The 24,920-nt window shown below is 68.2% G+C and carries 20 protein-coding genes; 13 read left to right on the plus strand and 7 right to left on the minus strand.

Going from position 1 to position 24,920, the window contains the following annotated elements; genetic code table 11:
- Positions 1-192: 192 nt before the first annotated feature.
- Positions 193-1,401 (minus strand): MFS transporter, encoded by a 1,209-nt coding sequence (locus AC1DBN_RS20245; RefSeq protein ID WP_477724058.1) that lies wholly within the window; start codon positions 1,399-1,401, stop codon positions 193-195.
- Positions 1,402-1,567: 166 nt separating this feature from the next.
- On the opposite strand from AC1DBN_RS20245, the gene AC1DBN_RS20250 reads away from it, so the two are divergent.
- On the plus strand, positions 1,568-2,011 hold the full coding sequence (locus AC1DBN_RS20250; RefSeq protein WP_477724059.1) for a (deoxy)nucleoside triphosphate pyrophosphohydrolase: 444 nt from the start codon (positions 1,568-1,570) through the stop codon (positions 2,009-2,011).
- Between the two features lies 1 nt (position 2,012).
- Here the strand turns inward: AC1DBN_RS20250 and AC1DBN_RS20255 are convergent, their stop codons facing one another.
- Genes AC1DBN_RS20255 through AC1DBN_RS20265 form a run of 3 tightly spaced genes read right to left on the minus strand, consistent with a single transcriptional unit; the run spans position 2,013 to position 4,346 of the window.
- On the minus strand, positions 2,013-3,119 hold the full coding sequence (locus AC1DBN_RS20255) for an Rv2578c family radical SAM protein (protein ID WP_477724060.1): 1,107 nt from the start codon (positions 3,117-3,119) through the stop codon (positions 2,013-2,015).
- Positions 3,120-3,168: 49 nt separating this feature from the next.
- Positions 3,169-3,834, minus strand: a complete 666-nt coding sequence (locus AC1DBN_RS20260; RefSeq protein ID WP_477724061.1) for an SIMPL domain-containing protein — start codon at positions 3,832-3,834, stop codon at positions 3,169-3,171.
- Positions 3,831-4,346 (minus strand): hypothetical protein, encoded by a 516-nt coding sequence (locus tag AC1DBN_RS20265; protein ID WP_477724062.1) that lies wholly within the window; start codon positions 4,344-4,346, stop codon positions 3,831-3,833. Before AC1DBN_RS20265 ends, AC1DBN_RS20260 begins: the two co-directional genes overlap by 4 nt.
- Positions 4,347-4,558: 212 nt before the next feature.
- Here AC1DBN_RS20265 and pheS point away from each other — a divergent pair, with 212 nt between their 5' ends.
- The 3 genes from pheS to AC1DBN_RS20280 are packed head-to-tail and all read left to right on the plus strand — an operon-like array spanning position 4,559 to position 9,001.
- Positions 4,559-5,620 (plus strand): phenylalanine--tRNA ligase subunit alpha, encoded by a 1,062-nt coding sequence (gene pheS, locus AC1DBN_RS20270; RefSeq protein WP_056083242.1) that lies wholly within the window; start codon positions 4,559-4,561, stop codon positions 5,618-5,620.
- Between the two features lie 2 nt (positions 5,621-5,622).
- A complete protein-coding gene (pheT, locus tag AC1DBN_RS20275) occupies positions 5,623-8,166 on the plus strand; it encodes a phenylalanine--tRNA ligase subunit beta (protein ID WP_477724063.1) in 2,544 nt (847 codons plus the stop codon).
- Between the two features lie 37 nt (positions 8,167-8,203).
- A complete protein-coding gene (locus AC1DBN_RS20280) occupies positions 8,204-9,001 on the plus strand; it encodes a 4'-phosphopantetheinyl transferase family protein (protein ID WP_477724064.1) in 798 nt (265 codons plus the stop codon).
- Here the strand turns inward: AC1DBN_RS20280 and AC1DBN_RS20285 are convergent.
- From AC1DBN_RS20285 to AC1DBN_RS20295, 3 genes are all read right to left on the minus strand, one after another.
- Positions 8,907-10,265: a M1 family metallopeptidase gene (locus AC1DBN_RS20285; RefSeq protein WP_477724065.1), complete on the minus strand. Its 1,359-nt coding sequence runs from the start codon at positions 10,263-10,265 to the stop codon at positions 8,907-8,909. The genes AC1DBN_RS20280 and AC1DBN_RS20285 overlap by 95 nt on opposite strands.
- 15 nt (positions 10,266-10,280) lie before the next feature.
- Entirely contained in the window at positions 10,281-14,231 is a 3,951-nt protein-coding gene (locus tag AC1DBN_RS20290) for a Pls/PosA family non-ribosomal peptide synthetase (protein ID WP_477724072.1), read from the minus strand.
- A 211-nt stretch (positions 14,232-14,442) separates the two neighbouring features.
- On the minus strand, positions 14,443-15,408 hold the full coding sequence (locus AC1DBN_RS20295) for a quinone oxidoreductase family protein (RefSeq protein ID WP_091719375.1): 966 nt from the start codon (positions 15,406-15,408) through the stop codon (positions 14,443-14,445).
- Between the two features lie 149 nt (positions 15,409-15,557).
- On the opposite strand from AC1DBN_RS20295, the gene argC reads away from it, so the two are divergent.
- The 9 genes from argC (at position 15,558) to AC1DBN_RS20340 (ending at position 24,920) form a co-directional block, all read left to right on the plus strand.
- A complete protein-coding gene (argC, locus tag AC1DBN_RS20300) occupies positions 15,558-16,589 on the plus strand; it encodes an N-acetyl-gamma-glutamyl-phosphate reductase (protein WP_091719377.1) in 1,032 nt (343 codons plus the stop codon).
- Complete coding sequence (gene argJ, locus AC1DBN_RS20305; RefSeq protein WP_015936707.1) at positions 16,586-17,752, plus strand: bifunctional glutamate N-acetyltransferase/amino-acid acetyltransferase ArgJ; 1,167 nt, start codon at positions 16,586-16,588, stop codon at positions 17,750-17,752. The genes argC and argJ overlap by 4 nt, the downstream gene beginning before the upstream one ends.
- A gap of 48 nt (positions 17,753-17,800) precedes the next feature.
- The gene (gene argB, locus AC1DBN_RS20310; RefSeq protein ID WP_314215878.1) at positions 17,801-18,760 is read left to right on the plus strand and encodes an acetylglutamate kinase; all 960 of its coding nucleotides are present in this window, start codon (positions 17,801-17,803) and stop codon (positions 18,758-18,760) included.
- Positions 18,757-20,010 carry an acetylornithine transaminase gene (locus tag AC1DBN_RS20315; RefSeq protein WP_091719383.1) on the plus strand — a complete coding sequence of 418 codons (1,254 nt, stop codon included), beginning with the start codon at positions 18,757-18,759 and terminating at the stop codon, positions 20,008-20,010. The genes argB and AC1DBN_RS20315 overlap by 4 nt, the downstream gene beginning before the upstream one ends.
- A complete protein-coding gene (gene argF / locus AC1DBN_RS20320) occupies positions 20,007-21,011 on the plus strand; it encodes an ornithine carbamoyltransferase (RefSeq protein WP_091719385.1) in 1,005 nt (334 codons plus the stop codon). Before AC1DBN_RS20315 ends, argF begins: the two co-directional genes overlap by 4 nt.
- Positions 21,011-21,541: an arginine repressor gene (locus tag AC1DBN_RS20325; RefSeq protein WP_015936711.1), complete on the plus strand. Its 531-nt coding sequence runs from the start codon at positions 21,011-21,013 to the stop codon at positions 21,539-21,541. The genes argF and AC1DBN_RS20325 overlap by 1 nt, the downstream gene beginning before the upstream one ends.
- A gap of 45 nt (positions 21,542-21,586) precedes the next feature.
- The gene (locus AC1DBN_RS20330; RefSeq protein ID WP_056083213.1) at positions 21,587-22,792 is read left to right on the plus strand and encodes an argininosuccinate synthase; all 1,206 of its coding nucleotides are present in this window, start codon (positions 21,587-21,589) and stop codon (positions 22,790-22,792) included.
- Positions 22,793-22,797: 5 nt separating this feature from the next.
- Entirely contained in the window at positions 22,798-24,225 is a 1,428-nt protein-coding gene (gene argH / locus AC1DBN_RS20335; protein ID WP_477724066.1) for an argininosuccinate lyase, read from the plus strand.
- 146 nt (positions 24,226-24,371) lie between these two features.
- A complete protein-coding gene (locus AC1DBN_RS20340) occupies positions 24,372-24,920 on the plus strand; it encodes a pyridoxine/pyridoxamine 5'-phosphate oxidase (RefSeq protein ID WP_477724067.1) in 549 nt (182 codons plus the stop codon).

The raw sequence follows: 24,920 nt of genomic DNA on the forward strand, positions 1-24,920 counted from the left end.
AGGTGTGAGGTCGGCGTTGGCATGAGTAACGTAGGACACGAGGGCCTCCTGGGCATCGAGATGAGTGTGGTAACCCAAATCGATACCGGAGGCCCTCGCCCTTTACATCACGCCACGCTGTTCACAACGTCCGTGGGAATTACAGCTAGGTCAGCGAACCCCACCCTTTGCCGCGCACGCCGGAACGGGGACTCAGGCCTTCAACGGCTTCCGGCGTTCCAACACGCCACTGAGGACGGCGACGCCGAAGCCCAGGACCGCCAGGACGGCACCTACCAGCGCGGGAGCCACGTAGCCCCACCCGAGGGCAATGACGAGGCCGCCGAGGAAAGCGCCAAGGGCATTGGCGACATTCAGCGCCGCGTGGTTCAGTGAGGATGCCAGCGACGGGGCATCGGGGGAGGCATCCAGCAGCCGGGTCTGCAGTGCCGGGATCAGCATGGACCCGGAGGCGCCCACCACGAACACCATGACCAGTGCCGACCACGGCCAGTGCACCGCCACGGCATAGACCACCAGGGCAACCGCAATGGCGGGCAGAACCCTGTACAGGGTTCCCATGACCGACTTGTCGGCGAGCCTTCCGCCCACGATGTTGCCGGCCACCATGCCCAGGCCGTACAGGGCCACCACCAGGGGAATCAGCGATGACGGGATCCCGGCCACCGTGGTCATGGTGTGGGCGATGTAGGTGTAGGTGGCAAAGAAGCCGCCAAAGCCCACCACGCCGATGAGGATGGCCAGCCACACCTGCAGCCGCTTCAAAGCGCCGAGCTCACGCCTGATGCTCGCATCGGGGTGGGCAGCCTGGAAGGGCACAAAGCGCCAGACCATCGCCAGGGTCAGCAGTCCAATTAAACCGACCAGGACGAACAGCAGCCGCCAGCCATAGGTCTGCCCGAGCCAGGTGGCGAAGGGTACGCCCACCACGTTGGAGATGCTCAGTCCGGCCATCACCATCGAAATCGCCCAGCCGCGGCGGGTGGGCGGAACGAGGGACGCAGCGATGACCGCCGCAACACCGAAGAACGCGCCGTGCGGAAGGCCGGCGGCGAAGCGCGACACCAGCATGGTGCCGTAGTCGGGAGCCACGAACGACGTCAGGTTTGCCACCGTGAAGAAAAGCAACAGGCCCAGGGCGAGCTGTTTGCGCGGCAGCCGCGCACCAACAGCAGCCAGCAGCGGCGCGCCCACCACCACGCCCAGGGCGTAGGCGGAAATCAGATGGCCGGCCTCCGGCGTGCTGATGCCCAGCCCCTGTTCCACCTCTTTCAGCAGGCCCATCATGGTGAACTCGGTAACACCGATGCCGACGCCGCCCATGGCCAGCGAGATAATCGCGAGCGCCAGGTTGCGGGAGGTCAGGGGGCCTGCCGTGGACGTTTGGGTGGCGCTGCTCATAAGCCTGCTTTCCGAAGTGGATTGCTGATGGAAGAAACAATGCCACGACGGTGGGGCTGCACGGCCCGGATGACCACGGGCCCGGACTTGGTCAACTGCCTCCGGGGGACGGATATTCCCCGGGAAGCCCGGCCGGTGTTCCCATTGTCCCCCATAGACTGGACCGGTGACTGAACTGATACAGGTGGTGGGCGGTGCGGTGGTGGACCGGCTGGACCAGCCGTCCATGCTGCTGGTGGCGCGGCGCAATGCCCCGGAAAAGTTGGCGGGCCTGTGGGAGTTCCCCGGTGGCAAGGTGGAGCCCGGAGAGGAACCCGAGAGCGCTCTCCGGCGGGAGTTGCTGGAGGAGCTCGGCGTCGTTGTCCGCCTCGGGACGGAGCTTCCTGCTGACGGGCCCGGCGGCTGGCCGCTGAACGACCGTGCCGCCATGCGCGTCTGGACTGCAGAGATTACCTCCGGGGAGCCCCGTCCGCTGGAGGACCATGACCAGTTGCGCTGGCTGCCCCTGGACGGCCCGGATGCCGTCCTGGCGCTGCCGTGGATACCGGCAGACTTCCCGATTGTCCGCGCATTGCTCGCATCCCTGGCCGTTCCGGCCGAACGACGCTGAACTAGAAGAGGGCCTGCTGAGCGCCCGCAGCACCACCGTGCGGGGCGGAATTGCCTTCACCGTGCCCCTGCCGTGCTTCGGGGATGATGCCTGCGGGGTACTCGGCTTCCTCCTCGCGGGGATCAAGGTCCCGGTGGCTGAACCCGGACGAGAAGGCGAAGCCGTGCCGCGCCTTGAAGTAGCGCACCTTGCCCGCCAGCCAGGTTCTGTACTCCTTGGACGCGTAGGAGCCTGACCCGTAGAGGCGGCGGTAGCGGCCAGCCAGCCCGGGATGGTTTGCGGCAATCCACTTCATGAACCATTCCCGGGTGCCGGGTTTGAGGTACAGGGCGCCCGCGCTGACGCCGGTGGCGCCGGCTGCGGCCAGCGACGCGAAAAGTGCGTCAAGGGCTTCGTCGCTGTCCGAGAGCCACGGCAGGATGGGCATTGCCATGACGCCGCAAGGAAGGCCCGCCTCCCGGAGCCTGGACACGAGCTTGAGCCGGGCCCGCGGACCCGGCGTGCCCGGTTCTATGGCCTCGGAAAGGGCCTCGTCCGTCATGGCCAGTGAAATGCCAAGGCCCACAGGGACCTGTGCTGCCGCGCTCTTCAGCAAAGGTATGTCCCGCGCCAGCAGCGTTCCCTTGGTCAGGATGGAGAGGGGAGTGCCGGAGTCAGCCAGCGCAGCAATAATGCCGGGCATTAGCCGGTACCTTCCCTCCGCACGCTGGTAGGGATCGGTGTTGGTTCCCAGCGCCACCTGCGGCCGCGTCCAGGAGGGCTTGGCCAACTCTTTGCGCAAGACTTCGGCCGCGTTGACCTTGACCACCACCTGGCTGTCGAAGTCCAGGCCGGCGTCAAAATCGAGGTAGGTGTGGCTCTTGCGCGCAAAGCAGTAAACGCAGGCGTGGCTGCAGCCGCGGTAGGGATTCACGGTCCACTCAAACGGCATCTTCGAACCGGCCGGCACCCTGTTCAGCACAGATTTAGCGGTGACCTCGTGAAAGGTGATGCCCGCAAACTCCGGTGTGGTGACGGAACGGACCAGGCCGGCAAGCGGAAGTAGTGCGGGGGTGGCAGCAGAGCCGTCCCCGGGTGCCTGCAGCAGTGCCTGCGCGTCCCATCTCATGCATTCATTCGAAAACATGTTCGAATGAATGTCAAGGCGGCCCGGCCCGCTACTGCCCGGCTATGAGCTCCCACACCACAGTGACGGCTGCGTCCACACGGCTTTCCCCCGGCTCCACGGACACGCTTTCCGCCGCGGCCATGCGCTGGATCCTGGCCACGGGGACGGGGCCCTGCCCCGCGGGGAGCTCGGACACGGACAGGACACTGCCCAGCGTGGCGGAGGCAAGGGCGGCATACTGTGCGGCAGCGGCCCTGGCGTCCTCCCACGCGGCTGCGCGGGCACGCTCTTTCACCGCGGACGGATCCGAAATTGAGAAGGTCAGGCCGTTGAGCCGGACGTCATTGACACCGGCAGCAGTGGCATCGGAAATCATCCGCGAAGCCGCCGCTACATCCCGCAGCTGCACAGCAAGGGTACTGGCAGCGACATACCCTGCGACCCGCTGGCCTTCGCCCTCCCGCCACACCAGGTCTGCCCTGACGTTCAGCCCGGCCGTCCGCAGGTCCGCAGGGGCAACGCCTTGCCCGCGGAGTGCTGCTGTGACGGCAGCCAGGGCGCTCCCCGCCGCAGAGTAGGCAGCCTCGACGGAATCGCGGCGGCATTCCACGCCGATGGAAACAACCGCCACATCCGGAGCGGCATCCGCCCAGCCGGAACCTGTGACGGTCACGCTGCCATCACGCAGGGGTAAGGGGGTGTCGGCCGGCGTCATGACCAGGCCCGCTTTCCGTGTAACGGATAGCCGCCCACCAGCAGGCCCGCCCGCCGCTCAAAGACGTTGCCCGTCCCCGGATTACCTGTCCGCAGCACCGACCACCCCGCGGCCAGCAGGTATAGGGGGATGAAGGGAAGGCCCAGGCACCAGGCGTATTGGGAGCAGTGCTTCTCCTCGTGCCCCAGCAGCTCCGGCCGGTCCAGCAAGGCCTCCGTGGAACAGCGGCACAGCACCACGTTGCCCAGGGTGAATGCTCCGGCTACCGGTAACCGCCACCCATAACCGGCGGCCAGGAGCAGGCCGCGCGGACCACGCTGCAGGCGGGTACGGGCAGCGCCGGCAACAGCCAGGCCCAGCAGCGTGCTGCCGTTGGCCAGGTTGGCCGCCTGCCTGGCCCGCTGGCCGGCTGTCAGGGAGTGCCGGCGCAGGTGGTGGGCGCGCAGGAGCCGACGCCGCAAGTGTTGCAGGCGCAGGTGCTGCACGCGTCCGGGGCGCTGCCGCAATGTCATGAGGCCATGGTAACCGGAGCGTTCTACTAGACTGGAGGGCAGTGGCTGCCGGTTTTCCGGCTGGCCCTGCCCTGGTCATTGAATGCACGGGATTACTGAACGGAATCCACGGGCATTCATCCATGACCTGCCAGTGACGGACGCGCCGCCGGGAAACCGTGCAGGCTGCCCTGTTCGCCGGCAGCCAACGAACTCGTAGCTAAGAACAGTAGATGACTGAAACTTTGCCGGGCGATGCCATCCCGAACCCCACGGATGAAGCCGCCATCAACGCCGCTGTAGACCAGGCCGTCACCGCCATCGCCGGTGCTGCCACCCTTGACGAGCTGAAGGCGGTGAGGCTGGCGCACACGGGGGAGAAATCACCCCTCAGCCTGGCCAACCGTGAAATTGGCAGGCTCCCCAAGGACCAGAAGGCGCTCGCCGGGAAGCTGATGGGCGCGTCCCGCGGCCGGGTCAACAAGGCGCTCGCCGACCGTACCGCGGTGCTGGAAGCCGAGAACGACGCACGGATCCTCCTCGAAGAGACTGTGGACGTCACCGCCGCGCCCCGCCGTCGTCGTGCCGGTGCCCGGCACCCGCTGTCCACCCTGCAGGACCGCGTCTCGGACATTTTCGTGGGCATGGGCTGGGAAATCGCCGAAGGCCCGGAGGTGGAATCGGAGTGGTTCAACTTCGACGCCCTCAACTTCAAGCCGGACCACCCGGCACGGGAAATGCAGGACACGTTCTTCGTGGAGCCGCCCGAGGCACACCTCCTCATGCGCACGCACACGTCCCCGGTCCAGGTCCGCTCCATGCTGGAACGCGATCTGCCCATCTACGTCCTGTGCCCGGGCAAGGTGTTCCGCACCGATGAACTCGACGCCACGCACACCCCGGTGTTCCACCAGTTCGAGGGCCTGGCCATCGACAAGGGCCTGTCCATGGCAGACCTGCTCGGCACCCTGGAGCACTTCACCCGGCAGATGTTCGGCGACGAAGCGAAGGTCAGGCTGCGGCCCAACTACTTCCCGTTCACCGAGCCGTCCGCGGAACTGGACATCTTCCACCCGGGCGCCAAGGGCGGTCCGCGCTGGATCGAGTGGGGCGGCTGCGGCATGGTCAACCCCAACGTCCTCCGCGCTGCCGGCATCGACCCCGATGTCTATTCAGGTTTTGCCTTCGGCATGGGCATCGAGCGTGCCCTCATGTTCCGCAACGAGGTCAGCGACATGCGCGACATGATCGAAGGCGATGTACGTTTCAGCGAGCACTTCGGGATGGAGATCTAACAGTGCGTATCCCCCTTTCCTGGCTGCGTGAATTCGCAGAGGTACCGGCCGGAGCCACGGCCGAAGACGTCATGGAAGAACTGGTCAAGGTCGGCTTCGAGGAAGAGGACGTCCACCGTCCCACCGATACCCTGCAGGGGCCGGTCGTGGTGGGCCAGGTCCTGAGCATCGTCAAGGAACCGCAGACCAACGGCAAGACCATCAACTGGTGCCAGGTCCGCGTCGTTCCCGAAGGCGCGGAGCAGACCCTGACCGGAGAGGGCATCGACCCTTCCGGAGTCCAGGGCATCATCTGCGGCGCCCACAACTTCGTGGAAGGCGACAAGGTAGTGGTCACGCTCCCGGGCGCCGTCCTGCCGGGTGACTTCCGCATCTCTGCCCGCAAGACGTACGGACACCTTTCCGCCGGCATGATCGCCTCCGTCCGTGAGCTGGGCATCGGCGATGACCACGACGGCATCCTGGTTCTCTCCCGCATCGGCCTTGATCCGGAAATCGGCACCGACGCGATGGAACTGCTGGGCCTCTACGACCAGGCAGCCGAAATCAACGTCACGCCGGACCGCGGCTACGCCTTCTCCATCCGCGGCGCGGCCCGCGAGTACGCGCACGCCACAGGAACCACCTTCACGGACCCCGCCAGCAAGGTGCAGGCGCCTGACGTGCTGTCCGGCGGCTACGGCGTCAAGCTTAACGACGACGCCCCCATCTACGGCAAGCCCGGCTGCGACCGCTTCGTGGCGCGCACCGTCCGCGGCGTGGACCCCAGCCGGCCCACCCCGCCGTGGATGGCGTCACGCCTGCGCCTCGCCGGCATCCGCTCCATCTCCCTGCCGGTGGATATTTCCAACTACGTCATGCTCGAACTGGGCCAGCCCACGCACTGCTACGACCTGGACAAGCTGTCCGGGGACATCGTGGTGCGCCGCGCAACCGCGGGCGAGAAGATCACCACCCTCGATGACAAGGAACGCACCCTCGATCCTGAGGACCTGCTCATCACCGACGACTCCGGTGCCATCGGCATCGCCGGCGTCATGGGCGGCGCGGCAACCGAGGTGGGCGATGCGACGTCGAACATCCTGGTTGAGGCGGCCCACTTCGATGAGGTGTCCATCAGCCGTTCCCGCCGCCGGCACAAGCTGCCGTCCGAAGCATCCAAGCGCTTCGAACGCGGCGTCGACTGGCACGTGGCCGGCATCGCCGCCCAGCGCGTCGTGGACCTCCTGGTGGAACTGGCCGGCGGCACAGCCGACGACGCCGGAACCGACGTTGGAACCGCACCGGAAACGGTCACCATCGAGCTTCCCGCAGCGTTCGCGGCCGCCCGGATCGGCATCGACTTCACGGAAGAGCAGATCGTAACCGCCCTGGAGGACCTCGGCGCCGCGGTGGAAAAGCACGACGGCGGCTGGACGGTCAGAGCGCCGAGCTGGCGGCACGACCTCGAGACCAAGGAAGACCTGTCCGAGGAAATCGCACGGCTGGTGGGCTACGACAAGATTCCCGCCACGCTGCCGGTCGCTCCTCCGGGGCGTGGCCTGACGCGCCTGCAGCAGCAGCGCCGTCGGCTCATCCAGGCACTGGCGGACGCCGGTCTCACCGAAGTCCTGTCGTACCCGTTTGTCTCCAAGGCCGCCAACGATACGTTCGGCGTGGCGGAACAGGGTGCCGCCCGGCCCGCGCTTAAGCTGGCCAACCCCATCAGCGAAGAGCAGGGCTTCCTGCGCACCTCCGTCCTGCCGGGCCTGATCGAGGTGGCCAAGCGGAACCACTCCCGTGGCTTCCGCGACCTCGCCATCTTCGAGTCCGGGCTTGTGTTCCTGCCCGGCAGCACCATGGGCACCGCCTCCATTCCGCCGCTCGGCGCAAAGCCCGCTGACGAGGTCCTGGATGAACTGTACGACGGCGTCCCGGACCAGCCGTTCCACGTCGCCGCCGTCCTGACCGGGCATGATTCCCCGGCTGCCGCCGGGCACGAACCCCGGCTGTGGGACTGGGCGGACGCCCTGGACATCGCCCGCCTCGCCGGGGACGTCCTTGGGGTGGACCTCGTGGTCAGCCAGGGCAGCCACCAGGCGTTCCACCCGGGCCGCGCCGCACGCTTGTCGCTGCGGACGGGCGAGACCGTGGGTTACGCCGGTGAGCTGCACCCCAAGCTGCTGGCAGCCTCTGACATGCCCGCCCGCTCGGTGGCGCTGGAGATCAACGCCGACGCCCTGTTCGACGCGGCCCCGGACGTAATCGTGGCCCGCCACATTTCCACGTTCCCGGTGGCCACCCAGGACGTGGCGCTGGTGGTTCCCGCTGATGTGCCCGCGGATGACGTCCTCGCCGTACTCCGGGAAGGCGCCGGCGAACTGCTGGAGGACGTCGCCCTGTTCGACGTGTATGCCGGCAAGGGCATCGAAGACGGCAAGAAGTCACTGGCGTTCGGCCTGCGGTTCCGCGCCGCGGACCGCACCCTGACGGCTGACGAAGCGTCCGCCGCACGCGAGGGCGCCGTGGCACTGGCCGCCGAGCGCTTCGGGGCAGTCCAGCGCTAGTCGCTTGGCCGGCTGGCGATACAAAGGGCGGGACGGCATGACTCCACAGCTTGTGGTTCGCGCCGTCCCGCCCCTTTCGCTTGCCCGTGACGCCGCCGGGCTGATGCAGGACTCGGAAGGGCTCCTGGACGGCGCCGAGCTGCACCGCGCCCGCGCCATGGAGCCCACGGCGGGCCACCGGTTCCTGGCCTCCCGCCTGGCCCAGCGCCGGTTCGCCGCTGACCTGCTGGGCGTGGCCGAAACCAGCCTGGACGCCTGCTACAGCTGCCCGCAGTGCGGCGCCGGCGCGGACCTCAGCCACGGCAGGCCCGGCTACTCCTACCGGGGCACCCGGCTGCCGCTGGCCCTGAGTCTCTCCCGGGCCGCCGGCTGGACCCTGTTGGCGGCCGTCCCGGACGCAGGGCCGGACGTGCGTCTCGGCGTGGACATTGAGGACCCGGCCCATACCGGCTTCAGTGGATTTGCCGTGCTGGCGCTGACCACCGCCGAACACCGGGACATTCGGAGCGTGCCGCCGGAAGGGCGGCTGGCCGCCCAGGCGAAACTGTGGGCCCGGAAGGAAGCATGGCTGAAGATGACCGGCGAGGGGCTCCGTACAGCGCCCTCGTCCCTGGACGTGCGCGGACTGCCGGGCCTGAGGGACCTTGCCCCCGCGGAAACCGGGCTGCCCGCGCAGCTGGCGGCCGCCGTCGCGCTTTCCGTTACGCCCGGACGCATCCAGGCAGCACCGGAACGGGGCATCAGCCTGCCGGAAGCGGCGGCAGAAGCTCCTCATACAGCCACGGGTGCAGCAACGCTTCGGTGTCGATGGCGGTGGCACGGTCCACGGCCATGATGAAGTCATGGGTGCTGACCGAGCCGTACCGGTGGGTGGCGGTCCACTCCTGCAGCAGCGCAAAGAACGCCAGGTCACCCACTGCCATGCGGACGGCGTGCACCGCCAGGGCGCCCCTCTTGTAAACCCGGTCATCGAACATGTGCTGCGGCCCCGGGTCGCCCACCAGGAGGTCCTGCGCATCGGCCTTCAGCCCCCGCCACGCGGCACCCGCCCGGGCAGCGACTGGCATCACGCCGGCTTCCTCGGACCAGATCCATTCGGCGTAGCAGGCGAAGCCCTCGTGGAGCCAGATGTCCTGCCAGCCGGCGGCGGTCAGGGAGTTTCCGAACCACTGGTGCGAGAGCTCGTGGGCGATCAGCCGCTGCGACTCCCAGTCCGCGGCCAGGTGGTTGGGGCCCAGGATGGACAGCCCCTGGGCTTCAAGCGGGATCTCGAGCTCGTCCTCCGTGACCACCACTGTGTGGCCGGCGAACGGATAGGGCCCAAAGCAGCTGCTGAACGTCCGCATCATGGCCGGCTGCAGCGCCAGCCCGGCGCGTGCCTGGTCGGCGAGGGCGGGGGAGACTGCGACGTGCTGCGGCACCTGCGGTGCTGAACGCCCGGCATCCAGTTCCAGCAGGGCGTACCGGCCGATCTGCACGGTGGCAAGGTACGCGGGCATCGGCTCAGCCTGCTCGTACACCCATGTTTCCCGGCTGGACCGGATGGTGCGGGCCTGCAGCACCCCGTTGCAGACGGCGCGGTAGTTCGCGTCGGTGGTCACAGTGAACCTGTAGCTGGCCTTGTCGCGGGGATGGTCGTTGCACGGAAACCAGGATGGCGCGCCGTTGGGCTGCCCGGCCACCAGCACGCCGTCGGTCAGTTCTTCCCAGCCCACTTCGCCCCACAGGCCGCGCCGGGGCGAGGGGTTGCCCCCGTACCGGACTTCGAGGGTGAAGGGCTCGTCCGCCTGGAGGGGAGCCGGCGTTGAGACCACCAGCTGCTCGGCGCGCTGGCTGAACCGCACTGCCCTGCCATTGAGCTGGACCTTGGAGGCGCGGAGCCCCACCAGGTCAAGGACAATGGCCGACGTCGGCACGCAGGCGACGCCGTGCAGCACCGCCCTGCCGCCCAGGCGGTTGCTGGCCACGCGGTAGTCCAGGTCCAGTTCGTAGCGTTCCACCCGGTAGGCGTTGGTGCCGGCGCCGGGCATGTAGGGATCGGGGGCAGCACCGCTGGACGCGGCCACGCTGCCGCGGGCGGCTGATGCTGGAGAACTCATGGCGACCTTCGGTTGCTAGGCAGACGGTGTTGCAGGGCCGTTCCACGGACTGACAGGGTTGCCCATCCAATACGTGGCGGCCGGGACGGACTCGCCGCGCATCACCAGGGACGCAGGGCCCACCGTTCCGCCGGCACCCACGCTGGCCTGGGGCAGGATGACCCCGTGCGGGCCCATGGTGGCCCCGTCTTCGAGGGTAACAGCGTCAATGCTCATCACCCTGTCGTGGAACAGGTGCGTCTGCACCACACAGCCCCGGTTGACGGTGGCGTTACGGCCGAGGGTCACCAGGTCCGCCTCGGGCAGCCAATAGCTTTCGCACCAGGTGCCTGTTCCGATCTTGGCCCCGAGGGCACGAAGCCACCAGACCAGCGCCGGGGTGCCGGACGCGGCCCGGGCGAACCACGGTGCACTGACAAGCTCGATGAAGCTGTCCACCACTTCGTTGCGCCAGATGAACGAGCTCCAAAGGGGGTGCTCGCCGGCCCGGATCCGTCCCACCAGGATCCACTTGGCAGCGACGGCGGAGAACGCCGCCACGAAACCGGCCAGCAGCATGACCACGCCGCTGAGCAGGGCTGCCACCCCGTAGTTGAAGGTGGCGGCCAACCAGTCGAAGACCAGCATGGCAGCGCCGGCAATAGCCACCGTGAGCATAACGGGCAGGAACCTGCAGAGCTCCCACAGCGTCCTGGCCACCTTAAGCTTCAGCGGGGGCTGGAAGGTGCGGGTGTCGTCGGAGGCGATGGCTGTGCGGCGGAGGCGGACCGGCGGACTGCCCAGCCAGGACGTGCCGGACTTGGCCTTGGCCGGCGTTGCGGAGAGGACAGCGACCAGCGAGTTCTTGGGAACGTTCCGGCCCGCTGCTGTCATGCCGGAGTTGCCCAGGAAGGACCGTTTGCCGATCTTGGCCGGGGCCACGCGAAGCCACCCGCCGTCCAGCTCGTAGGAGGCCACCATGGTGTCGTCCGCCAGGAAGGCACCTTCCCCCACGGTGGTCATCTTGGGGATCAGCAGCACCGTGGAGGCTTCCACGTTCTTGCCGATTTTTGCTCCCAGGAGGCGCAGCCACACAGGCGTGAAGAGGCTGGCGTAGATGGGGAACAGCAGGTCCCGGGCAAGGTCGAGGACGCGTTCGGTGGCCCAGATCTGCCAGCCCACCCGGCTGCGTACCCGGTGGTAGCCCTCGGTGATGCCGACGCTGAGGAGCCGGGTTGCGGCCAGGATGAGGAGGGTGTTGGCGGCGAACCAGGTGAGCGCGGCGGGCGCGAGGGCCAGCAGGAGCCGGGGCAGTGCGCCGCTCAGGGAGGTGCCGCCCTGGATGAACAGGTAGGCCACCCAGGCGGCCGCCGCTGCGGACACGAAGGGGATCAGGGACAGTACTGCCGAGGCCAGCGCGAATCCGCCGAACCAGGCCTTGGCAGCCACGGGGCCCAGGACGGGTGCTTCAGGAGCGGAATGCCTGGCTTTGCCCTGCCGGCGGGCAGGTGACCCGGCCACCAGCTGCCCGGCCTTGACCTTCCCCGAGACCGCCGAGCCCGCGTCAACCTGCGCTCCTGCGCCGATGGACGTTCCGGGCATCAGCGTGCTGCGGGCGCCTACCGAGGCGCCGGCGCCGATGCGGACGGCGCCAATGTGGACATGGTCACCGTCGATCCACCACCCGGACAGATCCACCTCCGGCTCCACATTGGCACCACGGCCCAGCGTCAGCAGCCCGGTCACCGGCGGCAGCGAGTGCAGCTGGACGTCCCGGCCAATCTTCGCGCCGAGGGCCCGGGCGTAGTAGGGCACCCACGGTGCGCTGGCCAGGCTGATGGCGCCTGCCAGGTCCTGGATCTGCTCTGCCAGCCAGAGCCGGAGGTGCACCCGGCCGGAGCGTGGATATGTGCCGGGCCGCACGCCGCGCAGGAGGATCCGTGCGGCGGCCACCGCCAGCAGCATCCGACCCGCCGGGCTGACGAACACCAGCCACGAAGCTGCCACCCACCACCATGAAACGGTGGGAGCTGCGGCGAACCCGGCAGCGCCCGCCAGCAGGTTGTTGGCTGCCATCAGGTAGGTCAGCCAGCGCATGCCCACCAGGATGTGCAGGGGAACTCCCATCAGCGTCTGGAACACCTGGGATTTGAGTGCGGTGGGCTGCACGGTGCGGATCGGTGCCGGGCCGAAGGACCCATCGGGCTGTGATTGCCGTGCCAGCTCCACCAGCGCTCCCACCCGGGGCGTCGCGTAAATGTCGGCAACGGTGATGGTGGGGTAGCGGGCCCGGAGGGCGGACACCAGTTGCGCCGCGGACAGGGATCCGCCGCCGTACGCGAAGAAGTCCGCGTCGAGCGATGTCACCGGACTGCCCAGGATGCTGCTCCATTGCTCCACGATCCAGGTGGCGTCCTCGGGGAGGTTCAGGGGAGCAGCATCCGCCTCTGCCGCACCTGCACCGGCGAGCGGCCAGGGCAGCGCGTGCCTGTCCACCTTGCCGCTGGTCTTGGTGGGCAGCGAATCCACCACCGTCAGGAGGGGCACCAGCGCAGCCGGCAGGCTTCCTGCCAGGTGCCTGCGTGCCTCAGCCAGGTCCAGGCCTTCCCCGGCAACAGGTGCCAGGTAGCCCACCAGGATCTGGTTGCCCGCCGCGGTCGTCTGCACCGCGGCGGCCGCGCCGGCAACGCCGGGCAGCGACTGCATGGCGGAGTCGATTTCGCCCAGTTCAATCCGGCGGCCGCCCAGTTTGACCTGCTCGTCGGCGCGGCCCTGGAATATGAGGCCTGCCTGCTCGAAGCGGACAAGGTCCCCGGAGCGGTAGGCGCGGTCCCAGCCCAGGCTGGCCATGGGAGCGTACTTTTCGGCGTCTTTGGCAGGGTCAAGGTACCGGGCCAGCCCGACGCCGCCGATGATCAGCTCACCCGTCCCGCCTTCCGCCACCGGAATGCCGTGGTCGTCCACGACAGCGAGGTCCCAGCCATCCAATGGCAGCCCAATCCGTACGGGGCCGGAACCGTTGAGGGGGGCCGCGCAGGCCACCACTGTCGCTTCGGTGGGACCGTAGGTATTCCAGACCTCACGGCCTTCCACGGCCAGTCGCTCCGCCAGTTCGGGCGGGCAGGCCTCACCGCCGAAGATGAGCAGGCGGACGTTTTCCAGGGATTCGGCCGGCCAGAGTGCCGCGAGGGTGGGCACGGTGGACACGGCGGTGATGCCGTGGTTGATCAGCCAGGGGCCAAGGTCCATGCCCGTACGGACCAAGGCACGTGGTGCGGGGACAAGGCAGGCACCGTGCCGCCAGGCGAGCCACATTTCTTCGCACGAAGCGTCGAAGGCCACGGAGAGCCCGGCCAACACCCGGTCCTGGGGTCCCAAGGGATCGCCGTGCAGGAAAATCCTCGCCTCCGCGTCCACGAACGCGGCGGCCGAGCGGTGCTGGACCGCCACGCCCTTGGGTGTCCCTGTGGAGCCGGACGTGAAGATGATCCAGGCATCGTCATCCGGCACAGGTGGGCGGGCGCCCGCAAAGGGCCCTGTGCGGCGGCCTCCCGCCGTGCCGGGCCTGATCACCTGCCCGCCTTCCATGACGGCGGCGACCTTGGCCTCGTCAAAAACCAGCCGGGCCCGTTCGTCGGGATCGTCCGCGTCAACGGGGACGTAGGCCGCGCCCACCAGCAGGACGGCCAGGATCGCCACATACAACTCGTTGGTGCCTGAAGGAATCCGCACGCCGATCCGGTCGCCGGCACCGAGGCCAGCCTGGTGGAGGCGGCGGCCGGCAGACCGTACTTCGTCCATGAGCTGGGCGTAACTGAGGGACACACGGCCGTCGTCGAGCGCCGAGGCGTCGGGGAAACGGGCGGCGGAGTCCTGGAGGATATCAATCAGCGTCCGGACGGGCGGGGCGGCCGGAGACCCTTGGAACTGCGGTGCGTGCGCGCCCGCAGGTTGCGCCGAACCCGGAGTTGAAGCCCCTGCAGGCAGCGGTCCGGGTGAGTCATCGGCCTGCAAACCGCCGGATGCATGGGGAGCGGCCGGCGTGGCGCCGGAATGGATATCCCCAAGGGGGACCTGCTGCTGAGTCACCCGGGCATTTTGCCCCGGCAAGGTGAACAACAGGTGTCCGGCGCGCCGGGTTCGGCCAGCCTGGGAGGACTGGCAGTTCACCGCACGTTCAGCCGGGGTGGCCCGGGCCTCAGGGAACCAGCACCACCTTGCCAGTGGTGCGGCGGCCTTCGAGGTCCCGGTGCGCCTGCTCTGCCTGGGACAGCGGATAGCGCCCGCCGACGCGGACCTTGAGGGCGCCATCAGCCGCGGCTGCGAAAATTTCGCCCGAGCGCCACCGCCGCTCGGCGGCATCCTGGAGGTAGTGCCCCATGGTGGGCCGGGTCAGGAACAGCGAGCCGCCGGCATTGAGGCGCTGCGGATCCACCGGCGGCACAGGGCCGGACGCGGCGCCGAAGAGCACCAGGGTTCCGCGGATCCGAAGGGCCTCCAGTGAGCCGTCGAACGTATCCTTGCCAACGCCGTCGTACACCACGTCCGCGCCGGTGCCGCCGGTAATCTCCCGGACCCGCGCCGCAAAGCCCTCGTACCGCAGCACGTGGTCAGCGCCTGCCTCACGGGCCAGCTCTTCCTTTTCGTCGGTGGACACGGTGGTGATGACCTGGGCGCCGCGGGCCTTCAGCAGCTGGATGAGGAGCAGCCCCACACCGCCGGCCCCGGCGTGCAGCAGGACGGTGTGGCCCGGTTCCACCTTGAAGGTGGAGTTCATCAGGTAATGCGCCGTCATGCCCTGCAGGGGGAGGGCTGCTGCGGTGAAGTCATCCAGACCGGCCGGTACCGGGAGTGCGGCGTCCTCGTCCACCAGCGCATAGTCCGCGTAACAGTTAATGCCCTCCGCCGTGGCCACGCGGTCACCGGCGGTGAACGCGGTCACCCCGTCGCCCACCGCCTCCACTGTGCCGGCAGCTTCGGAGCCGGGGATGAAGGGGTACTGGACCTTGTAGACACCGCCGCGCTTGTAGGTATCAATGAAGTTGACCCCGGCCGCTCCGACCTTGACCAGCAACTGTCCGGGGCCGGGGACCGGCCGGTCAACCTCCGTGTACTCCAGTACTTCCGGTCCGCCTGCCTGGCGTGCGACGATTGCGTGCGTCATTGCTTCCCCTTCCCGGGCCGGCGTCTCCGGCCTCCGGCTGCTCCAACCATCCTAGGGATTCCCTTTGTTCCCAGGCCTTCGAATACTCCCTGCCTGCCGCATGCATAAGTATCGGCGTCTATGCATAACTATTGCTGTATAGTCGGATCATGACTATTTCTGTTGCAGTGTCGGGCGCCAGCGGCTACGCGGGCGGGGAAGTGCTCCGCATCCTTGCCGGACACCCGGACGTCACGATCGGTGCCATCACCGCCCACAGCAACGCCGGGTCGCGGCTCGGGGAGCTGCAGCCGCACCTGCACGGGCTGGCCAGCCGCATCCTTGAGGACACCACGGTGGAGAACCTCTCCGGCCACGACGTCGTCTTCCTTGCCCTGCCGCACGGCGCATCCGCCGAGATCGCCGCGCAGCTGCCGGAAGGCACCGTGGTGATCGACGCCGGCGCAGACCACCGCCTCGAAGACCCCGCAGCCTGGGAGAAGTTCTACGGCTCGGCCCACGCCGGCACTTGGCCCTACGGCCTTCCCGAACTTCCCGGCCAGCGCGAGGCCCTCAAAGGCGCCACCCGCATCGCCGTGCCGGGCTGCTACCCCACGTCCGCGCTGCTCGCCCTGACACCGGGGTTCGCCGCAAACCTCCTGGAGCCCGACGACGTCGTCATCGTTTCCGCGTCCGGCACCTCCGGCGCGGGCAAGGCCGCCAAGGTTAATCTGATCGGCGCCGAAGTCATGGGCTCCATGAGCCCCTACGGCGTTGGCGGCGCCCACCGGCACACACCGGAGATCGAGCAGGGCCTGTCCAACGCAGCAGGGGAGCAGGTCACCGTTTCCTTCACGCCCACCCTGGCCCCGATGAGCCGCGGCATCCTCACCACCGCCACCGCGAAGGTGAAGGCAGGCACTACCGCAGAGCAGCTGCGGCAGGCCTGGGCTGACGCCTACGACGACGAGCCGTTCGTCCATCTCCTGCCCGAAGGCCAGTGGCCCGGCACGAAGTCCGTCCAGGGCTCCAACCACGCAGCCATGCAGGTGGCCTTCGACCCCCACACCGGCCGGGTCATCGTCACCTGCGTGATCGACAACCTCACCAAGGGCACTGCCGGCGGCGCCGTGCAGTCCATGAACATCGCACTCGGCCTGCCGGAAACCGCCGGCCTCAACCTGCAGGGAGTAGCCCCGTGACCATTACCGCACCCCAGGGATTCCGGGCCGCCGGCGTCACCGCCGGGCTGAAAGCCTCCGGAAACCCGGACCTCGCCCTGGTGGTCAATGACGGACCGTCCAAGGCCGCAGCCGCAGTCTTTACCAGCAACCGCGTGGCAGCGGCCCCGGTGCACTGGTCCCGCCAGGTCGTATCCGACGGCCGCGTGGACGCCGTCATCCTCAACTCCGGCGGTGCTAACGCCTGCACCGGACCCACCGGGTTCCAGAACACCCACAGCACCGCCGAGAAAGTGGCCGATGTTCTGGGCATCTCGGCCACTGACGTCTTTGTCTGCTCCACCGGCCTGATCGGCGAGCAGCTCCCCATGGACAAGATCCTTCCCGGCGTCGAGGCCGCGGCCGCTGCCCTCAGCGCCGACGGCGGCCCGGACGCCGGCACCGCCATCATGACCACGGACAGCGTCCCCAAGTCCGCGCTGTTCATCGGCACCGACGCGGACGGCCAGGAATTCACCATCGGCGGGATCGCCAAGGGCGCCGGCATGCTGGCTCCGGGGCTGGCCACCATGCTGGTGGTCCTCACCACGGATGCCGCCGTCGAGCCCGAAATGCTCGACGTCGTTCTCCGCGACGCCACCCGCGTCACCTTTGACCGCGCCGACTCCGACGGCTGCATGTCCACGAACGACACCGTGGTCCTGCTCGCCTCCGGGGCCTCCGGTGCGGTGCCGGCAGCGGAAGCGTTTGGTGCCGGCCTGACCCAGGTCTGCGCCGAGCTCGCCCGGAAGCTGATCGGCGACGCCGAAGGCGCCAGCCACGACATCGCCATCCGGACGTTCAACGCCGCCAGCGAAGCGGACGCCGAAACCGTCAGCCGCTCTGTGGCCCGGTCCAACCTGTTCAAGGCTGCCATTTTCGGCAAGGACCCCAACTGGGGCCGCGTGCTGTCCGCCGTGGGCACTACCGACGCCGTCTTCGAAGCAGACAAGCTCAATGTGGCCATGAACGGCATCCAGATCTGCCGCAACGGCAGCATTGGTGACGACCGGGCACTGGTGGACCTGGAACCTCGCGAAGTCCTGGTGGAAATCGACCTGCAGGCCGGCGACGCCGAGGCAACCATCTGGACCAACGACCTCACCCACGACTACGTGCACGAAAACAGCGCCTACTCCAGCTAGCCGCTGCACGTTGCCAGCACGTATGCCTACTTTTGCGGAAGAGACAGCATGAACACCCAGACGCGTGAGACCACCAGCATGTCCGACGCCCAGGACAAGGCTGCAACCCTTATCGAGGCCCTGCCCTGGATCCAGCGGTTCGCCGGAACCACCATGGTGATCAAGTACGGCGGCAACGCCATGGTCAACGATGAACTCCGCCGGGCCTTCGCCGAGGACATCGTGTTCCTGCACCATGTCGGCATCCACCCCGTGGTGGTCCATGGCGGCGGCCCGCAGATCAACGCCATGCTGGGCCGGCTGGGCATCGAATCCGAATTCAAGGGCGGCCTCCGCGTCACCACACCGGAAGCCATGGACGTGGTCCGCATGGTCCTCACCGGCCAGGTGGGCAGGGAACTCGTGGGTCTCATCAACTCCCACGGCCCCTACGCCGTAGGCATGTCCGGCGAAGACGGCGGGCTGCTGCGCGCCGTCCGCACCGGGACCGTGGTGGACGGCGAGGACGTGGACCTCGGGCTGGTAGGCGAGGTGGTCGGCGTCGACCCCGCAGGCATCGTGGACATCCTCGACGCCGGACGCATCCCGGTCATCTCCACCGTTGCCCCGGAAATCGTCGACGGCGGTGACGGCGTTCCCGGCGCCGCGCGCTTCCAGCCCACCGGCCAGGTCCTGAACGTCAACGCGGACACCGCAGCCGCGGCGGTGGCGTCCGCCCTGGGCGCCTCGAAGCTGGTGATCCTGACCGACGTCGAAGGCCTCTACGCCAACTGGCCGGACAAGTCCTCGCTGATCTCCTCGCTCACAGCGACCGAACTGCGGGACATGCTGCCCAGCCTCGAATCGGGCATGATTCCCAAGATGGCCGCCTGCCTCAAGGCCATCGACGAGGGCGTGGAGCGGGCACACATCGTGGACGGTCGGTTGCCCCACTCAATGCTTCTGGAAACTTTCACCACCGCGGGCATCGGCACCCAGGTAGTCCCGGACGAGGAGACAAACGCATGAACACCGTTGAGAAGCCCTCAGTAACTGAGCTGGTCGAAACCCAGGGCCATGCCGGCTCGGAATGGCTGTCCCGCTACTCCACGTCGCTGATGGGCGTGTTCGGCGCCCCGCAACGCGTCCTGGTCCGTGGTTCCGGCTGCCTTGTATGGGACGCCGACGGCAAGGAATACCTGGACCTGCTCGGCGGTATCGCCGTCAACGCCCTCGGCCACGCCCACCCGTTCGTCACCTCCGTGATTTCCAGCCAGCTGGCTACCCTGGGCCACGTGTCCAACTTCTTCACCAGCCCCACCCAGATTGCGCTGGCCGAAAAGCTGCTGGAACTGGCCGCAGCACCGGCCGGGTCCAAGGTGTTCTTCAGCAACTCCGGCACCGAAGCCAACGAGGCAGCCTTCAAGCTGGCCCGCCGCAACACCGGCAGCGGCGACACCAAACGCACCAAGATCATCGCCCTCGAAGGGGCCTTCCATGGCCGGACCATGGGCGCCCTCGCCCTCACGGCCAAGGAGGCCTACCGGGCGCCTTTCGAGCCGCTGCCCGGCGGCGTGGTGCACATCCCCTTTGGGGACATCGCCGCGCTCGAAGCCGCCGTGGATGGGACCGTCGCCGCCGTGTTCCTGGAACCCATCCAGGGTGAGGCCGGCGTGCGGCCACTGCCGCCCGGCTACCTGAAGGCCGCGCGTGAAGCCACCACCAAGGCCGGGGCGCTGCTGATCCTCGACGAGGTCCAGACCGGCATCGGCCGCACGGGCAAGTGGTTCGCCAGCTCGGACTCCGGCATCGTCCCCGATGCCATCACCCTGGCCAAGGGACTGGGCGGCGGATTCCCCATCGGCGCCCTGCTCACGTTCGGTGAGCAGACGTCGTCGCTGTTGTCCGCCGGCCAGCATGGCACCACCTTCGGCGGCAATCCGGTGGCGACGGCGGCGGCCCTCGCCACGCTGCACGCCCTGGAAAGCCAGCACGTGCTGGCGAACGTTGCCGCGGTGGGGGAGCACCTGCGCTCCGCGCTGGCAGCCTTTCCCGGCGTCACGGAGGTCCGGGGCGAAGGCCTCCTGATCGGCTTCGACCTCGACGCCGACGTCGCGCCCGCCGTCGTGCAGGCAGGACTTGACGCCGGATTCATCGTCAACAGCCCCGGTCCGCGCACCATCCGCCTGGCGCCGCCGCTGATCCTCACCATGGCCCAGGCCGACACCTTCCTCGCCGCCTTCCCGGCAATCCTCCAAGCAGCTAAGGACGCCCAGTGACCGTTGCAACCACCCGGCACTTCCTCAAGGACACCGACCTCAGCCCCGCCGAACAGGCGGAAGTGCTGGAGCTCGCCGTCCGCATGAAGGCCGCGCCGTACAGTGTCCAGCCGTTCGCCGCCGAGGGAAGCGGACGCAAGACCGTTGCTGTCATCTTCGACAAGACCTCCACCCGCACCCGGGTTTCCTTCGCCACCGGCATCGCCGACATGGGCGGCAACGCCCTGATCATCAACCCGGGCGAGGCGCAGATCGGCCACAAGGAATCCGTGGAGGACACCGCCAAGGTCCTGGAACGCATGGTCTCCACCATCGTCTGGCGCACCGGGGCCCACTCCGGCCTGGTGGCCATGGCCGAAAACTCCAGGGTTCCGGTCATCAACGCCCTGTGCGACGACTACCACCCCTGCCAGCTCCTGGCAGACCTGCTGGCCGTCAAGGAACACAAGGGCGACCTGAAGGGGCTCACCATGAGCTATCTGGGGGACGCCGCCAACAACATGGCCAACTCCTACCTGCTGGCCGGCGTCACCGCAGGCATGCACGTCCGGATCGCCGGCCCCGAAGGGTACCTGCCGGCCGCGGAGATCGTGGCCGCCGCTGAAGAACGCGCGGCCGAAACGGGAGGCTCGGTGCTCATCACCACCGACGCCAAGGAAGCCCTGCAGGGAGCCGACGTCGTGGCCACCGACACCTGGGTCTCTATGGGCCAGGAAGCGGAGAAGGAAGCCAGGCTCCAGCTGTTCCGCGACTACTCCGTGGACGCGGACGCCATGGCACTCGCTGCGGAAGACGCCGTCGTACTCCACTGCCTGCCCGCCTACCGCGGCTACGAAATTTCCGCCGATGTCATTGACGGCCCGCAGTCGATCGTCTGGGACGAGGCCGAGAACCGGCTCCACGCCCAGAAGGCCCTCATGGCGTGGCTGATGCACCGCTCCGGCCTGGCCTTCGTGGACGGGCTGGCTCCCGTTGAAGGTACCGGGGAGAGCACGTTCTAGTGTCCACCAACCCGTCGGCGCCGGGCTCCAGCCCGGCCACCAAAACTGCCCGGCTGGCGCGCATCACTGCCATCCTCACGGGCCAGTCGGTGCGGTCACAGGCCGAGCTTGCGGCCCTGCTGGCGGACGACGGCGTGCAGGTCACCCAGGCGACGCTGTCCCGGGACCTCGTGGAACTCGGCGCCGTCCGCGTCCGCGGCAAGGAAGGCGCCCTGGTCTACGCGGTGCCGGCCGAGGGCGGCGAACGGTCGGCGCGCAGCGGCGTGAGCCAGGAGATCCTGGACGCCAGGCTCGCCCGGCTGTGCAGTGAACTGCTGGTCACGGCCGAAGCGTCCGCCAACCTGGTGGTCCTGCGGACCCCGCCCGGGGCCGCGAACTTCCTGGCCCTGGCCATCGACCACTCGGTGATGCCGTCCATCCTGGGCACCATCGCCGGTGACGATACCGTCCTGCTGGTCTCCCGCGACCCGCTGGGCGGCCCGGACCTCGCGGCCCGCTTCCTGCAGCTGGCCGAGGACGCCGGGCAATAAGCTTGAAGACAATCAACCAACCAACCCCAACAAGGAGCATCTGAAGTGACTGAACGCATTGTGCTTGCCTACTCCGGCGGCCTGGACACGTCCGTAGCCATCGGCTGGATCGGTGAAGCCACCGGTGCAGAGGTCATCGCCGTGGCCGTCGACGTCGGACAGGGCGGCGAGTCCCTCGAGACCATCCGTCAGCGTGCCCTCGGCTGCGGCGCCGTGGAGGCCTACGTCGCCGACGCCCGTGACGAATTCGCCAACGAATACGCCATGCCCACGCTGAAGGCCAACGCCCTCTACCAGGGCCACTACCCGCTGGTCTCCGCCATCTCCCGCCCCGTCATCGTCAAGCACCTGGTCAAGGCTGCCCGCGAATTCGGCGCCACCACCGTGGCCCACGGCTGCACCGGCAAGGGCAACGACCAGGTCCGCTTCGAAGTGGGCATCCAGACCCTCGGACCGGACCTGAAGTGCATCGCCCCCGTCCGCGACCTCGCGCTGACCCGCGACAAGGCCATTGCCTTCGCCGAGGAAAAGGGCCTGCCGATCGAGACCACCAAGAAGAACCCGTACTCGATCGACCAGAACGTCTGGGGACGCGCCGTCGAAACCGGCTACCTCGAAGACATCTGGAACGCCCCTACCAAGGACATCTACGACTACACGGCCACCCCGGAATTCCCGCCGGCACCGGACGAGGTCACTATCTCCTTCCAGGCCGGTGTCCCGGTAGCGATCGACGGCGTCAAGGTCACACCGCTGCAGGCCATCCAGGAACTGAACCGCCGTGCAGGCGCCCAGGGCGTTGGCCGGATCGACGTCGTGGAAGACCGCCTCGTCGGCATCAAGTCCCGTGAAATCTACGAGGCGCCCGGTGCCATGGCCCTGATCACCGCGCACAAGCACCTCGAAGACATCACCGTTGAGCGCGAGCAGGCCCGCTTCAAGGCAACTGTTGGCCAGCGCTGGGCCGAGCTGGTGTACGACGGACAGTGGTTCTCCCCGCTCAAGCGCTCCCTCGACGCGTTCATCGAAGACACCCAGAAGTACGTCTCCGGTGACATTCGCATGGTGCTCCACGGCGGCCAGGCCATTGTCAACGGCCGCCGCTCCGACACCTCGCTCTACGACTTCGACCTCGCCACCTACGACACCGGCGACACCTTTGACCAGTCCATGGCGCGTGGCTTCATCGAACTGTTCGGCATGTCCTCCAAGGTCGCCTCGGGCCGCGACCTGCGGGTCGCAGGCGAGTAGCTTCTATGGCTGAGCCAAAAGCAGAAGCAACCAACACCGGGGCACTGTGGGGCGGCCGGTTCGCCGGCGGCCCCGCGGATGCGCTGGCCGCGCTGAGCAAGTCCACGCACTTTGACTGGCGGCTGGCCCGCTACGACATCGCCGGATCCAAGGCGCACGCCCGCGTGCTGCACAAGGCCGGGCTGCTGGACGCTGCCGAGCTCGAAGGCATGCTCGCAGCGCTCACGCAGCTGGACGAGGACGTTGCCTCGGGCGCTTACCTGCCCGCGGAATCCGACGAGGATGTCCACGGCTCGCTGGAACGCGGACTGATCGAACGCGCCGGTGCCCAGCTGGGCGGCAAGCTCCGCGCCGGCCGTTCACGCAACGACCAGGTGGCAACCCTGGGCCGGATGTTCCTGCGCGACCACGCACGCATCATTGCCCGGGGCGTCCTGGCCACCATCGACGCGTTGGTGGAACAGGCGAAGGCCCACAAGGGCGTGGCCATGCCCGGCCGCACGCACCTGCAGCACGCCCAGCCGGTCCTGCTCAGCCACCACCTGCTGGCCCACGCCTGGCCGCTGCTGCGCGATGTCCAGCGGCTCCAGGACTGGGACAAACGTGCCGGCGTCTCGCCGTACGGTTCCGGCGCCCTGGCAGGATCTTCACTCGGGCTGGATCCGGAGGCCGTGGCAGCGGACCTCGGCTTCTTCTCGGCCGCGCACAACTCGATTGACGGCACCGCCGCCCGCGATGTCTTCGCCGAGTTTGCCTGGGTCTGCTCCATGATCGGCGTGGACCTGTCCCGGATCTCCGAGGAGGTCATCTTCTGGGCCACCAAAGAGTTCTCCTTCGTCACGCTGCATGACTCCTACTCCACGGGGTCCTCGATCATGCCGCAGAAGAAGAACCCGGACGTGGCCGAGCTTGCCCGCGGCAAGGCAGGGCGCCTGATCGGCAACCTGACCGGCCTGCTGGCAACGCTCAAGGGCCTGCCGCTCGCGTACAACCGCGACCTGCAGGAGGACAAGGAGCCGGTGTTCGACGCCGCGGACACCCTGGAGCTGCTGCTCCCGGCAGTATCCGGCATGATCGCCACCCTCACGTTCAACCGGGAGCGGATGGAGTCGCTGGCACCGCAGGGGTTCGCGCTGGCCACGGACATTGCCGAATGGCTGGTCCGCCAAGGCGTGCCGTTCCGCGAGGCGCACGAGCTGTCCGGTGCCGCCGTCAAGCAGGCTGAATCCCGCGGCGTTGAGCTGTGGGACCTGACCGACGAAGAGTACGCGGCCATCTCGGAGCACCTCACCCCTGAGGTCCGCACCGTCCTGTCCACTGAGGGGTCGCTCAACAGCCGCAACTCCCAGGGTGGAACGGCACCGGCCGCCGTCGAACGCCAGCTGGCCGCCCTCGAAAGCGAGCTTGCCGGCGTGCGGGGGTACGCCGGATAGGGCTTCAACGCCCGCTCACTTCTGGCGGCTCTCACGCCAACGCCCGCTCACTCTCTTCGCGAAAGTGAGCGGGCGTTGCCGCTTAAGGGCCAACAAGTGAGCGGGCGTTGGACCTTTGGCGGGACCGCTCCCGCTAGCATGGCGCCATGAGCGAAACCTTCCGCACTTTCCTCCGCGCCCTGCCGGACTTCCCGGCCAGCCTTCCGGAGTTCGACCCCGCCACAGCGCCGCAGGACCCCGCAGAACTCTTCAAAAAGTGGCTGGATGAGGCGCTGGCGGCGGGCGAACCGCAGCCACACGCCTTCAGCCTCGCGACCGTCGGTGAGGATTCCGGCGGCAGCCCGCAGCCGTCGTCGCGCATGCTGATCCTGAAGAACATCGACGACGACGGCTGGCACTTCGCCACGTCCCGCACCTCCCGCAAGGGCAAGGAATTAGCTGCTGCCCCGCAGGCGGCGATGAATTTCTACTGGTCGTCCCAGGGCCGGCAGGTCCGGGTGGCCGGTCCGGTGGCCGAACTGTCGGCTGAGGCATCCGCCCTTGACTGGGCGGACCGCCCGCGCAACGACGGCAGCAGCAATCCGGACTGGCAGTTGTACGCCGTCCAGCCAACGGAATACGAATTCTGGCAGGCCAGCAACGACCGCCGGCACGTGCGGCACCGATTGGGCCGGAACGGCACCCCCGCGGACTAG

The sequence above is a fragment of the Pseudarthrobacter sp. 10T415 genome, from assembly GCF_056394175.1.

Excerpts from the sequence above, each read along its gene's own strand:
- AC1DBN_RS20280 (WP_477724064.1), top strand. The coding sequence starts at position 8,204 with ATGACTCCACAGCTTGTGGTTCGCGCCGTCCCGCCCCTTTCGCTTGCC.
- AC1DBN_RS20340 (WP_477724067.1), top strand. The coding sequence starts at position 24,372 with ATGAGCGAAACCTTCCGCACTTTCCTCCGCGCCCTGCCGGACTTCCCG.
- argB (WP_314215878.1), top strand. The coding sequence starts at position 17,801 with ATGAACACCCAGACGCGTGAGACCACCAGCATGTCCGACGCCCAGGAC.
- argH (WP_477724066.1), top strand. The coding sequence starts at position 22,798 with ATGGCTGAGCCAAAAGCAGAAGCAACCAACACCGGGGCACTGTGGGGC.
- pheS (WP_056083242.1), top strand. The coding sequence starts at position 4,559 with ATGACTGAAACTTTGCCGGGCGATGCCATCCCGAACCCCACGGATGAA.
- AC1DBN_RS20285 (WP_477724065.1), bottom strand. The coding sequence starts at position 10,265 with ATGAGTTCTCCAGCATCAGCCGCCCGCGGCAGCGTGGCCGCGTCCAGC.
- AC1DBN_RS20265 (WP_477724062.1), bottom strand. The coding sequence starts at position 4,346 with ATGACATTGCGGCAGCGCCCCGGACGCGTGCAGCACCTGCGCCTGCAA.
- AC1DBN_RS20315 (WP_091719383.1), top strand. The coding sequence starts at position 18,757 with ATGAACACCGTTGAGAAGCCCTCAGTAACTGAGCTGGTCGAAACCCAG.
- AC1DBN_RS20295 (WP_091719375.1), bottom strand. The coding sequence starts at position 15,408 with ATGACGCACGCAATCGTCGCACGCCAGGCAGGCGGACCGGAAGTACTG.
- AC1DBN_RS20245 (WP_477724058.1), bottom strand. The coding sequence starts at position 1,401 with ATGAGCAGCGCCACCCAAACGTCCACGGCAGGCCCCCTGACCTCCCGC.
- AC1DBN_RS20255 (WP_477724060.1), bottom strand. The coding sequence starts at position 3,119 with ATGAGATGGGACGCGCAGGCACTGCTGCAGGCACCCGGGGACGGCTCT.
- argC (WP_091719377.1), top strand. The coding sequence starts at position 15,558 with ATGACTATTTCTGTTGCAGTGTCGGGCGCCAGCGGCTACGCGGGCGGG.
- AC1DBN_RS20260 (WP_477724061.1), bottom strand. The coding sequence starts at position 3,834 with ATGACGCCGGCCGACACCCCCTTACCCCTGCGTGATGGCAGCGTGACC.